General features: G+C 55.2%; 12 protein-coding genes. 2 read left to right on the top strand and 10 right to left on the bottom strand.

The window, feature by feature from the left end:
• Both K5905_RS13975 and K5905_RS13970 read right to left on the bottom strand, forming a co-directional pair.
• The coding region (locus K5905_RS13975; RefSeq protein ID WP_297584883.1) for an NAD-dependent epimerase/dehydratase family protein at positions 1-279 on the bottom strand (279 nt) is incomplete at its 3' end.
• Between the two features lie 170 nt (positions 280-449).
• Positions 450-1,445, bottom strand: a complete 996-nt coding sequence (locus K5905_RS13970) for an ABC transporter substrate-binding protein (protein WP_297584881.1) — start codon at positions 1,443-1,445, stop codon at positions 450-452.
• Between the two features lie 439 nt (positions 1,446-1,884).
• Here K5905_RS13970 and K5905_RS13965 point away from each other — a divergent pair, with 439 nt between their 5' ends.
• On the top strand, positions 1,885-2,607 hold the full coding sequence (locus K5905_RS13965; protein WP_297584880.1) for an isochorismatase family cysteine hydrolase: 723 nt from the start codon (positions 1,885-1,887) through the stop codon (positions 2,605-2,607).
• 81 nt (positions 2,608-2,688) lie between these two features.
• Here K5905_RS13965 and K5905_RS13960 read toward each other — a convergent pair whose 3' ends face one another.
• A complete protein-coding gene (locus tag K5905_RS13960; RefSeq protein WP_297584878.1) occupies positions 2,689-3,366 on the bottom strand; it encodes a Crp/Fnr family transcriptional regulator in 678 nt (225 codons plus the stop codon).
• A gap of 246 nt (positions 3,367-3,612) precedes the next feature.
• On the opposite strand from K5905_RS13960, the gene K5905_RS13955 reads away from it, so the two are divergent.
• Positions 3,613-4,308, top strand: a complete 696-nt coding sequence (locus tag K5905_RS13955; protein WP_297584876.1) for a nitroreductase family protein — start codon at positions 3,613-3,615, stop codon at positions 4,306-4,308.
• Positions 4,309-4,357: 49 nt separating this feature from the next.
• On the opposite strand, the gene K5905_RS13950 is transcribed toward K5905_RS13955, so the two are convergent.
• The 7 genes from K5905_RS13950 to K5905_RS13920 are packed head-to-tail and all read right to left on the bottom strand — an operon-like array spanning position 4,358 to position 11,876.
• Complete coding sequence (locus K5905_RS13950; protein WP_297584874.1) at positions 4,358-6,193, bottom strand: V-type ATP synthase subunit A; 1,836 nt, start codon at positions 6,191-6,193, stop codon at positions 4,358-4,360.
• Positions 6,190-6,936, bottom strand: a complete 747-nt coding sequence (locus tag K5905_RS13945) for a hypothetical protein (RefSeq protein WP_297584872.1) — start codon at positions 6,934-6,936, stop codon at positions 6,190-6,192. The genes K5905_RS13950 and K5905_RS13945 overlap by 4 nt, the downstream gene beginning before the upstream one ends.
• Positions 6,937-6,938: 2 nt before the next feature.
• Positions 6,939-7,640 carry a hypothetical protein gene (locus tag K5905_RS13940; protein WP_297584870.1) on the bottom strand — a complete coding sequence of 234 codons (702 nt, stop codon included), beginning with the start codon at positions 7,638-7,640 and terminating at the stop codon, positions 6,939-6,941.
• Positions 7,641-7,649: 9 nt separating this feature from the next.
• Positions 7,650-8,099: an ATP synthase subunit C gene (locus tag K5905_RS13935; protein ID WP_297584869.1), complete on the bottom strand. Its 450-nt coding sequence runs from the start codon at positions 8,097-8,099 to the stop codon at positions 7,650-7,652.
• Complete coding sequence (locus K5905_RS13930) at positions 8,096-9,889, bottom strand: V-type ATPase 116kDa subunit family protein (RefSeq protein WP_297584867.1); 1,794 nt, start codon at positions 9,887-9,889, stop codon at positions 8,096-8,098. Before K5905_RS13930 ends, K5905_RS13935 begins: the two co-directional genes overlap by 4 nt.
• Positions 9,886-10,509, bottom strand: a complete 624-nt coding sequence (locus K5905_RS13925; protein WP_297584866.1) for a V-type ATP synthase subunit D — start codon at positions 10,507-10,509, stop codon at positions 9,886-9,888. Before K5905_RS13925 ends, K5905_RS13930 begins: the two co-directional genes overlap by 4 nt.
• Positions 10,509-11,876: a V-type ATP synthase subunit B gene (locus K5905_RS13920; protein WP_297584864.1), complete on the bottom strand. Its 1,368-nt coding sequence runs from the start codon at positions 11,874-11,876 to the stop codon at positions 10,509-10,511. Before K5905_RS13920 ends, K5905_RS13925 begins: the two co-directional genes overlap by 1 nt.
• Positions 11,877-12,540: the final 664 nt, after the last annotated feature.

Here is a 12,540-nt window from a genome sequence, read left to right as displayed (position 1 = left end):
CACTGCAGTCTCATGAATGGCGACGAGATCGTCTCTGGCGCCGTCCTGCAAGGCTCCAGACGCGTTCACCACCACATCTGTGCCGTCAAAAGCAGAACGCCAGTTCACGATGGTATTTTTTGTGATATCCGCAATGATCCATTCAAGATCCGGAAACGTTCTGCGCGCAATTTTCTCCGAGCGCCCGACCCCCGTCACCCTGTACCCCGACGTCTGAAGTGCACGCACACAGGCTGCGCCTATGAACCCATAAGCGCCCAGAACAATTGCCTTTTTCATGCCCGCTTTCCCAACTCGGTTTCACTTGTGTTCTAAAGTGGCGCGGCGCCGGAGTAAAACCTAAAGCTGATTATCAGTGGAATTTTCTGGTTGTTGCCGAAACCAAAAAGGCCGCCTGACGGCGGCCTTTCCAGTTGTGTTGCCATCGACTGATGACTGTTTCAGTTTGCTCAGAGCTTGTCGGTCACAGCCGTGGATGTCGCACCCTGCGGTTCTTTGGTAATGACCGGATCGGAGCCACCTGAGAGCAGGGACTTCACCGTGCGCTCGTAAGCACTCATGTCCAGCTTTCCGTCCGAACCGTCAACCAGCTTGTTGATCTCACCAACCATGCGGACCTGGTGTTTTTCGGTCTGAGCACCGGTTGCGTCGTTTTCGAGCACGATTTCCGCAGCTTCCTCCGGATTTTCAGCTGCGTAAGCCCAGCCTTTCATGGAGGCTTTCACGAACCGGGCAAGCTTGTCGACCATTTCCGGATCCTCGAGGCTGGATTCCAGCACGTAAAGGCCGTCTTCCAGCGTCGCCACGCCCTGGTCTTCATATTTGAAGACGATCAGCTCGTCTTCCGGAATTCCAGCGTCAATCACCTGCCAGTATTCGTTATATGTCATGGTGGAAATGCAGTCGGCCTGCTTCTGCAAAAGAGGATCGACATTGAAGCCCTGTTTCAGGACCGTCACACCATCTTCGCCGCCATCGGTCGGAATTCCGAGCTGACTCATCCAGGACAGGAACGGATACTCATTGCCGAAGAACCAGACACCAAGAGTCTTTCCCTTGAAATCCTCAGGAGAAGTGATACCCGTGTCCTTGCGGCAGGTCAGCATCATGCCCGACTTCTTGAACGGCTGGGCAATGTTGACCAGCGGCACACCTTTTTCACGCGAAGCAAGTGCGGACGGCATCCAGTCGATGACCACGTCGGCACCGCCGCCGGCAATCACCTGGGGCGGCGCGATATCGGGACCACCCGGTTTGATGGTTACGTCAAGGCCTTCTTCATCGTAGAAACCCTTGTCCTCAGCCACATAATATCCGGCGAACTGGCCCTGCGTGACCCATTTCAGCTGGAGTGTCAGCTCGTCGGCGGCTTCTGCCGCACCGGAAACCAGGCTTGTGCCTAAAACGGATGCAAGCGCCAGACTTTTTAATGCCTTCATTGCCATTCCCCTACTGGTTATGAGCTTCGCTCTATCGGCAAAGCCCTTCTCTGGAATTTTTCAACCCATGCTGCTCGAAACGCAAGGGCAGGTATTACCTGCCTCACAGGACGTCAGCACTTTGGTCGCGAAAAGAACGAACGGGCATTTTTCCTTCTGAACGCTCCTCGCTGACCAATTGGTCAAGAAAATCTAGAAAGCAGCTGTGTCATTGGTCAAGGCTATTTTTTGATCAGGTCCGAAAAGCCCTCAAAATTGCGCATAATTTCCGGTTTTTAGGTGGCGATCCGGTTGCAGAAAACGCTTCTGAACCTCGAAAATCCGGCGACGTGGAACAATTGTTCCAGAGTGTTCCCCCTCGCTTTCCTACAACCAGACCCGCCGGCAACGACTTTCGCCAACGTGTCGTCCGGCAGTCTTGAACACAAATCAGAGAGTTGTAGATATGAAAACGCTACTTTTGTCGCTGGCTGCAAGCCTGCCTCTGGCTCTGGCAGCCACGGTGGCACCGGCTGCCGAGAACGGCCTGCCGAGCTTTGACAAGAATCATACCGCGATTGTCATCACGGACCCGCAGAATGATTTTCTCTCACCGGATGGAAAACTCTACGGACTGGTCTCCGATAATCTCGCCGAACTGGGAACCATCGAAAACATCGAAACACTGATGAAAACCGCAAAGTCGGAAGGTGTTGCGCTTGCTGTCGATCCGCTTGTTTACACGAAGATCGACATCGACTGGTCCAACGCGGGCGCATTGCAACGGCAGTTGCTCGACATGAAGGCGCTCTACCGCGAATCCTTGAGCGACCCGACAGGCTTTGAAGGATCCGGGGCAGATTTCTACGAACCTTACAAACGCTACATCCAGGACGGCCAGACCATTGTGGTTGCCCCCCACAAGATGTACGGACCGGAGAGCAATGACCTGATTTACCAGCTTCGCTCACGCGGCATCGACACGGTCATTCTTGGCGGACTTGTTGCAAATCTGTGTGTGGATTCGCACATGCGTGCGCTGATGGAAAACGGTTTCAATGTCTATGTCGTCAAGGATGCCGTCGGTGCGCCGGGAGACGACGCCTATAACGCCGCGCTGGTCAATTACAGCATGATCGCAAACGGCGTCCTGACGACCGAGGAAGCAACCAGGGCACTCACCAACTAGAGCGCCGCACACCGGGGGTTGGGACGGGTCCCCCGGCATTTGCGCACCCGATCCGCACCTCCGCCACCGCCGGAGGTGCGATCAGCTGTCCGGATTGTCCGCAGGAACCAGTGTTTCCAGACGTCTTCTGTCCAGAATTGTGATCCGCTTCGGAGCGAGCGAAATCAGATTCTGGCTTGCGAGATTGCGCAGCAAGCGGGAAATGACCTCACGAAGCGTTCCAAGATCCCGCGCGAGCCTGTCCTGCGACAGGAAGATCACCCCGTTTTCATCAGCCCTTGCCAGGAGCAGCAGGATCAGGCGTTCCTCCTGCGGCAGCCTCATGCTCTGTTCCAGAGAGTGAAGCAGCGAGTAGACACGTCCGGACAGTTGTTCGAACAGGAAGCCCTGAACTGCTCGATCTTTTGCAAACAACTCCCGAAACACAGTTCCGGACAGGGTCAGAAACTCGACGCCATCGGTATCTGCCGCCGCCCAGGCGGGATAGGGCATTTCGGAAAACAGGCTGTTCAGCGCCAAAATGCAGCTTTCGCCCGATTCTATCCAGTAAAGCGTGCCTTCCCGGCCCTCGGGATCGATGTAATAAACCCGGATGGTTCCGGATTTGACCAGGTAAACTCCATTTACGGTGTCTCCCGGACGCAGGATGTCTTCTCCGGAGCGCACAACAGTTCGGGAAATATTGGCTTTCAAATAAGCCAGCGTCCCGGGCTGCATGTCCCGGGCAAACGGAACGATCTTTTCAATATCTTCTTCCATGTTGCTTTCGTCGGGTTAAAAAATTCCGGCCAGCCGCACTGGGTATGGTCAGAGCCCTGGGAAACAGGCCCGTGTTCAATCGTTTTTTCGCACGCAAGCAAATTCACGGCGGCTGCGTCCTGACATATCGAGACATCAGATTGCTTGGAAGGCTGCCCCACTTTCAATTGTACATTTGGTCCCAGTGACGCACTGTCCGGACCCGTTAGACTTAACTGCACAGAGTTCAAAATGGATGGATGACCAATGATTTCCAAATCCGCCCTCGACTATAAGCCTCTGCCACTCCCGGACAGGCGCGAATTTCCGGATGAGGAAATGCTTCGCCGTGCGCGGGAGTTTTATCAAGAGGTGCGCACCCGCCATACCGTTCGTCAATTCGCGGACCGTCCCGTCAATCGCTCCGTGATCGAGACTTGCGTTCTCGCGGCAGGCACCGCCCCCAGCGGTGCCAACCACCAGCCGTGGCATTTCGTGGCCGTCTCAAGTGCAGCGTTGAAGCGCAAGATCCGACTGGCTGCAGAAGAGGAAGAACGACGGTTCTACGATGGCGGCGCCGGTGATGAATGGATCAAAGCGCTTGAGCCGATCGGAACCAATGCGGACAAACCGCATCTGGAAATTGCTCCCTGGCTGATCGTCATCTTCGCTCAGCGCTGGGGTACTTTTGAAGATGGCAGCCGCTACAAGCATTACTATGTTCCGGAAAGCGTCGGAATCGCGACCGGCATGCTTATCACGGCGCTTCATCATGCGGGCCTGAGCACTCTTACTCATACTCCCAATCCGATGAAATTCCTGAACGACATTCTGGATCGGCCGGAGGCAGAAAAACCGGTCATGATCCTGGCAGTTGGTCATCCGGCCGAAGACGCAACCGTTCCTGCCGCCGCCAAACTGAAAAAACCACTTGATGAAATCATGAGCGTTTTTTCAAGTTAGTGTAGCCAGGCATCAGGTGCGTCGGAACCGATCCGATAACACCTCGGCATCAAGACGTAACATGCGTCGGTGCCGTATCAACGTTGTCTTTGATCTTCTGCAGCAGGTCCCTGCGTTCCTGGCTGTTGTCCGCCGAGTAGTTCAGGTTCTTGAAAAGAGACGTCTGTTCGGTAAAGAACTTGCGGACCGCATCCTTGTCCTCAAACGCAAAGTCGGTCTTGGCAATCTTGTAAACGAGATCAAATGTCTCCTGCTGCCGCGCCAGCGGAGCCGATACATCGACATCATCAAAGGCATCCTGCTGCAGGTAGACCATATCCATGAACAGCGCCTTTTGCTGGAGAACGAAGTCCTCGGTCGAGACCCCTTCTTCACCGGTCACCTGCATCATCCGGGTGATTTCATCGCCCTTGCCGAGAAGCTCGATCATCTCTTCAACACGAGGCACCCAGTTCGGGCCGATGTTCTCCTGATACCAGTCCCCCAGCTGGACGTGATAACGGGACCAGGACAGCAAGGGATCGACGGCGGGATAAAAACGCTTGTAGGCACGTTCGGACGACAGGCCGAGGAATGTCTTGACCGTGCCGAGCGTTGACTGCGTGACTGGCTCCTCAAAGTTGCCGCCTGCCGGGGACACGGTGCCGATCATCGTCAGACTGCCGGTTTCTCCCGTCGCCGTTTTCAGCACGCCTGCGCGTTCGTAAATGCCTTTAATCGAGGAATCCAGATAAGCGGGAAAGGCTTCTTCACCGGGAATTTCTTCCAATCTTCCCGAGGTTTCGCGCATTGCCTGCGCCCAGCGGGAGGTACTGTCGGCAATCAACAGCACGTCATACCCCATCTGACGATAGTATTCACCAAGCGTGATACCTGTGTAGATGGAGGCTTCGCGGGCCGCGACCGGCATGGACGAAGTGTTACAGATGATAACCGTTCGGTCCATCAGTGTGCCGTCACCGGACGGGTCAGGCTGATGTGGAAATTCGGTGATCGTTTCCACAACCTCCCCAGCACGCTCGCCGCAGGCAACCACGATCACAATATTGACGGCCGAGAACCGCGAGATCAGCGATTGCAGCACTGTTTTGCCGGCACCGAACGGACCTGGAATGCAGCCCATGCCCCCTCGGGCGATCGGGAAAAAAGTATCGATAAGGCGCAAGGTGGTGATCAGGGGCTCGCTCGGGTAAAGACGCTCACTTTGACCTGACTTGACCAGGCCTTCAGGAAGCGCACGGCGGACAGGCCAGTGCTGTACCATCGTCAGGTCCCGGGTCTCTCCCTTGTCGTTCCGGAGCGTTACCACTGTCTCGTTGACGGTGAAAGACCCCTCGCGGACACGTTCAACCGACCAGCTACCCGTCAGTGAGAACGGTGCCATGATCTTGTGTTCGAACCGTCCCTCAGGAACCGTGCCGAGCGTATCTCCAGCCTTGACCGCGTCCCCGGACTTGACCTTCGGTTCGAAGGCCCATTTCCGATTCTGATCAAGGGCGTTGGTCAAGACACCACGCGGCAGGAAAAATCCGTGTTCGGAGGCTATTTCCGCCAATGGGTTCTGCAACCCGTCAAAGACCGTGCTCAAGAGCCCAGGTCCAAGCGCCACAGACAGCATTTCACCGCTTTGCACCACCTTGTCGCCAACGCGAACACCTGAAGTGCTTTCAAATACCTGTGCTTCGGCCGACTTTCCGCGTACACGCAGCACCTCGGCTTTCAGGTACTCCCTTGGCTTGCCTTCGCGCTCCGGTCCGTGTGGTATGACATAGACAACCTCGTTCTTGATCAGCGGGGCATCGCCCGTCGGCGAGATTGTCACCAGATCATCCTGGACCGCGATAATTTCCGCGCTCGGCTCCGGAAGCTGAACTTGGCTGGTCATGACGTGACCCCCTCAAAATTCAAGGAATTGTCAGTTGAAAAAACCTGCGTCGAAGCGATGTTTTCAGCCACATCCGTGCCATTCAACGCGCTGGAAATCAGGGACTGCAACCGTTTTCTCGCATCGTCATCGTTGTAGCGTGACCACCGTTCCACAATGACCCAGCGCAAGACATAGATACCGACCGCTTCGAAATCGAATTCGTGCCGGGTTCCGAACTGATCGAGCTGACGGAACACCTCGGTCAGGGTAAGGCGCTCCATGGCGATGTGATCATCCTGCTGCATCAACCGGTGGGCTTCCGAGACCCACGGCATGAAATGCCCGAGCCCGAAGGCCGGATCGCTCCAGTTTGCCTTGATCTGGCTGCACCAGCGGCCAAAACCCCAGGATTGGATGTCCCCGGCCGTATCCTGACCCCGGGCGCGCCTTCTAAGAGCGGCAATCAGCGTGCGTGTTTCCATACGCGCCCCGACAAGATTTTGCAGATCCGGGTAATCCTTCAAATCCGCGATCACCTGATTGGCGCGCCGGATGACCTCGATGTCCTGGTTGTATTTGGCAACCCCCGCCCAGGCAGTGACCTCAACCATTTCACGCAATAGAGCAACGTGTTCCGGCACAAGCATCGCAAGGCGCTGCTTCAGCCGAAACTGCGAGATCGGTACCTCTTTGCGCGAAAACAGCTTGCCGAGATGTGGCAGGCTGGTCATCAACGCTATGTATTGGTGCGGCCGGGACATGGCTAGCGAAGCACTCCTTCCATGACGGCTCGCAACCGGGGTTGCAGATGACGTTTCAAAAGCGTTGCGATTGCTTCCTCGGTCAGGTCAATGGAGACGTCCCTATCCGTCAGCTTGACCTTGATGCCGTCAAATCCAGGCGCCGTGGAAAATGTCACACCTTCCCGAAGCGCCTTGCCGGCGAGAGCGATGACAAAATGCGTCAGCGTGCCCGGTTCGACAGATTCGGGCGATTGCTTCAACTCCTCGGACGTCACGACCTTTTCTGGAAGAACGATTTCCATCGGCTCCTTGTCGTTGACCGATGCATTTGCCTTGGCATTTGCAGCCATGGTCAAAATGAGTTTTTGCAAAAACTCCTGATCGCCAAGTGTCGTCCCCACCAAACGTTCGGCTTCCTGCTGAATGCGGTCACCAAGTTCGTTTCGAAGGCTGAGGACCAGATCGCGCGCAGCAACTTTCAATCCATCCTCGGTTGCAGTCTTTTCCTTGGAGGCTTCCGCACGCGCTTCTGCCAGGATGCCATCAGCTTTCTTCTGCGCCTCGGCAACGATTTCATCCGCCTTGGCCTTGGCCTTGGCAAGAATTTCCTCGCCTTCGGATTTGCCGGCGGCAATGCCTTCCGTCTTCAGGCGGTTGATCAATGCCTGGACACCTTCGCCGGCGGCATTTTCCAGATCTGCAGATCCATTGCGTTTGGACATTTCCGTCTCCTAACTCGGGATCGTCCCGGCCAGAACAAGTGCGAATACCAGCGCAAACACCGAAAACCCTTCCAGCACTGCAGCAGGAGCAAGCGAGATCCCGAAAATTTCCGGTTTGGCCTTGGAGGCGTGAATGGCGGAAGCCAACACTTCACCCTGACGAATGCCGGTGAAGAGCATGGTAGAGCCGGACAACAGGCCAATTCCGAACAGCGCCGCACCGTTGGCGGCGTCAACGCTCGGCTGTTGCAACGAGAACATGATGACGATGCCATAGATTACCTGCGAGGACGGCATCAGGGAAACGCCGATAAAGCGGCCATAGCCGCCCTCGCTGTCCAACATGGCGCCAATCGCGGCGCTGCCGCCAAGAGCGCACCCCCAGGCGCTGCCGATCGCCCCGAGAGCAACCGGCGCATAGAGCCCGAACCAACCGAGAGCCACAACGAATTCGTTCACAGGCGTGTCTCCTCTTTCTTAAACGGACGGAAGGGCTTGCCTTCGTCTTTCAGACCCCAGTTAAAAAACTCGATGACATTGAGGCGCAGACCGTGAACAAAACCGGCGATCAGTCCGAGCCCGATGTTAATTGCGTGCCCGATCGCCAACACCAGAATAGCGATCAGAAGACCCAGTCCCGGGACCGTGTGCTGGAGCTGCCCGGACAGCGAGTTGATGGTCTCGGCAAGGGAAGCCGCAGCCAGACCCAATGCAAACAACCGCATATAGCTGAGCACATCGGAGAAGATGTTCACGATACGGGCGAGGGAGGCGAGACCGTCAAAGATCCGCATGCCACCGGACTTGACCGAATTCACTTTCCGGTCACTGCCGAAAAAGCCGACAGTCAACAATCCAAGGACGATGCTCACGGGTCCACCAGTTTCAAATACGGTCCCCTGCCCCAGAAAGGTCGCCAGTCCACCGAGTGCAACCAGCGACCAGCCAAGGGGCTGAAACCGTCCACTTGGTGTTTTTTCGTGAACGGCGCGCATGATGTTGGCCAGAACGATGTGCACCACGCCGATGGTCAGCGTGATTTTCATCATCGTATCAACGTCTTTGAGATGAAGGATCTTCAAATGTGCAAGGAAGCTTCCGTTCGGTGGTGATATACCGAAATAGCTGCCCGTCAGCACACCGAAAACCGCTGTGGAGACCATCAGCCAGGCGAACATGCGAAACATCCGCCGACCCAGATCCGATCCGGTGAAGCGTTTGCGGAAGAGAAACAGAAGCGCGAGCAAAAGCAGGCCGTAGCCGGCATCCGTCATGATCATGCCGAAGAAAATTATGAACGAGACATAAACGATCGCCGACGGATCCCAATCGCGGTATCCGGGCGTCTGATAGAACTCGACCAAATCTTCACCCGCCTTCAAAGGCGTCGCATTTTCCAGCAGCGTCGGCGGTTTGTCGCCCTCCGAAATATCACTGAAGACCGCCGCGATACCAAGTGCGGCAGCCAATTCCCTGATCTCATCCATCTGATCCCGCCGGGCCCAGGCCTGCAGAATGAAGACCCGCTCGCTGTCCGCTGTTTCAAGTGCGGCACGTTGTCGAGCCGAATGGTCCCGGGCGGCCGCCAGATTTTGCGCAAGCACATATCGCCATTTGGTCAGCAACTGACGCTCCAGCTCCAGCTCTTCCAGGTCGATCGCAGCTTTTTCATACTGGCGTTTCAGCGCCGACAGGGAGGCCGCGCCAACATGAGTCCTGGGGACCGGCATGGCACTGGACGGTGGCTCCTCTGGCGAAAGCACCACTATGTAAGAGCGGTACTTGTCCTTGTGGACGACTTCCAGGATCTTATCCGTCGGGTCGACCAGTTTCAGTTTTCCATGCGGAACCACGTAAAACCAAAGCCGATTGTGACCGACGTCGTGCAGTTCCGAGAAATTGAAGTCGCCCCAAGGTTCGACATCGTGAATACGGCGATCCAGCTTGGCGAGCAGATCCTGACACGCTTTCAGCGCCTTGCGGTTTTTCAATGTCTTCTCGACGACATCCTGGAGATGGAATTCCTCCGGATCGGTTACAGGTCTGCGTTGCGAAGAACAGTCCACCAGCCATCGCAGGGCCTCGACCGCTTCCCGGCCCAGCCCCGCCGGCACGGCCTCCAGATCCTTTTGCGCTGACGTCAGAGGGATCAGATGCAGAGCGCCGATTGCCTGGGCCGCCTCAAGGACCTTTTCCTTGTCGTCCAGAATACCGACCAGGTTCACCTTGACGAGAGGAACAATGGTCATAGCTCTGCCATCCTTTCCTCAGCGCTGCGGCCTGCGGTCTTGCGTTTTGAGATTTTCGCGCGGACCACGGCATCGCGCTCTGAATCCGCCAACGCCATGCGGATCTTCCTGATATTCTTCTCCGCGCGGGGGATCAGGACTTTCTCAAACAGATTTACCCGGCGCGATATCACCGCTTCTGCCTCGATCAGTCGCTCGATCCGTTCGTGGGCCACTTCCTTTTCCATGTTCAGCCGCAGCAGTTCCTGCATACCTTTGACGTATGGGTCCACCCAGTGCGGGCGCGCCAGCAGTGAATAGGATTTCGTGTCCAGCTCGACATCTTCCAATACCGGCAGGATCGTGCCGGAGAGGTTCTGCTCTCCCCTGACCGTTTCTTTCAGGCTTACCAGTCCTTCGAGCGGCACCTGCTCATTTGCAAGCATCGGCAGTGAGCTCGCCAGATCGGCGAAGCGTTGCTCATAGTCGCGATCCAGTTTCGCCACTGTTTCCTTGGCCTTGGCCCGCTCGGCCATGATCTGCAACCGTTTCAATTCCAGGGAAGGCAAAAAACGCTTGAACTCGGCAAGCTGTGCGCTTTCCCGGGCCAGGGATGACTTGTTGAGCGCAAGCTTCGCCATCAGGCCGCTTCCTCATCGGAGGCCTTGGCCTTTGCAGCTTCCTCCGGATAGTATTTATCGATCAAACCCTGTTTCATCAGCAGTTGTTCCGGCTCGAAACACTCCGCCAGTGTCTGCCAGCACAGGTCGAGTGCTTCTTCCAGCGGCTTCGAGACTTCGATGTCCATGAATCGCTCCCGAAACAATGCGCCGAATTTCAGCAGCTGCCGGTCGTAATCCGACAATTCGAACGCCATCGATTGCTTCTGTTCAGCATCGCGTGCACCGGAATAAAAACGGATCATCGTGTTCATGATCTGATTATGGTCTTCCCGGGTGACCTTGCCGATGACATGCTGCTTCAAGCGGGAAAGTGAACCGAAAGGATCCAACACACCACTATGCAGATAGAACTGCCCCTCGGTGATGTAACCGGTGTTGTCGGGCACGGGATGGGTGACATCGTTGCCCGGCATAGTGGTAACCGTCAGGATGGTAACTGAGCCAGACCCTTTGAAATCACAAGCTTTTTCATAGCGGCGCGCAAGTTGCGAATAAAGATCTCCCGGATAACCGCGGTTCGCGGGGACGCGCTCCATGGCAATGGAAACCTCTTTCATCGCGTCTGCAAAGGCGGTCATGTCGGTCAAAAGAACGAGAACGCGCTTGCCTTCCTCGACCGCGAATTTCTCGGCGACCGCAAGCGCCATATCAGGAACCTGAAGGCGTTCGACCACCGGATCGGACGCCTGGTTGATGAACATCACCGTGCGCGGAAACACGCCGGCGTCTTCGAATTGTTTTCGAAAAAACGCGTAGTCGTCAAAGATCAGACCGAGGCCTCCGAACACCACGATGTCCGCATCCGCCTGAATGCCGATCCTTGCAAGGAAAGGGTTATAGGGTTCACCGGAAACCGAAAAGATCGGGATTTTCTGGCTCTCAACCAGGCAATTGAAAATATCGATCATCGGCACGTCGGTGCGGATCATGCGCGAGGCCAGAACCCTCTTCATCGGATTGGCTGAGGGTCCGCCGATCGGCACGGCTGGATCGCTGGCCAGATCGGGGCCTTGATCTATCGGGAGACCGGCTCCATTGAAAACCCTGCCAAGAATGTTGTCCGAATAAGTGACCTTTGCCGCTTCGCCCAGAAAACGCACGGAGGCATTGTTCGCCAGCCCCTTTGTGCCCGAGTTCACCTGCAGGGACACCATGTCCTGATCAATGTTGATGACCTGTGCCAGAGAGGATGTTCCGTCTCCGGAATCGACAAGTGCCAGGTCACCCAGACAGGGGCGTCCTTCCGACTCAGTATTTGAAGATGAAACCTGAATTCGAATGATATCGCCAACGATATCGACAATGCGTGTATGGGAGACCAGCATCTTTGCCCCCTTGGGAATAAACTGACTTCAATTCCACTTACCGTAAAGGCACTTTCGCGAGCAGGCCATCCGCCGACCTTTTCCGATTTATTACCTTAGGCGGTTTTCTCGACCCGTTACAACCTTCTCATTTGCCGCTGTGCGTCGGAATTCTTCAACTGAATTAAGGTTAAGTCTGAAACGATTACGAGCGTATGACTTCGATCAAACCAATTGCCCGTTACGCTTCTCGAGCGCCGAACAAAACCCATCTTTCATGCCTTTTTAGTAGATGTTCCGCCTTATCTGGATGACAGGAAACCTGAAGGGCCAATTTGAACATGCCCGTAATAGGTGCTTCGCCAGAGTATACTTACCTTAAGTATCATTTACGCTCTGATATCTACCATTGTTATTCCACACCTCGTCATATATTCGCGTATGTGAAACTATTTTATTATTACTAACTAGAGGCAATACTACTTACAACTCACGATGCAATTAGGAGTTATATTGCGTTTTTCAGGAAAAGCACCTTGACAATGCATACATTGTTAATGTTTTTGAAGAAATAATGGCGTGTCTGCGGCATATTTTTGCTTTCCTTTTTCCTGCAAGTGATATTTTTTATCTATGAGTGGAAATCTCTCATTAATTTTTCGGCACGAATCGGGTTTTTAGAACC

This window comes from Roseibium sp., from assembly GCF_025698965.1.
GTDB lineage: Bacteria > Pseudomonadota > Alphaproteobacteria > Rhizobiales > Stappiaceae > Roseibium.
The sequence above is the reverse complement of the archived record's forward strand: the minus strand, read 5'-3'. Positions and strand labels throughout refer to the sequence as shown.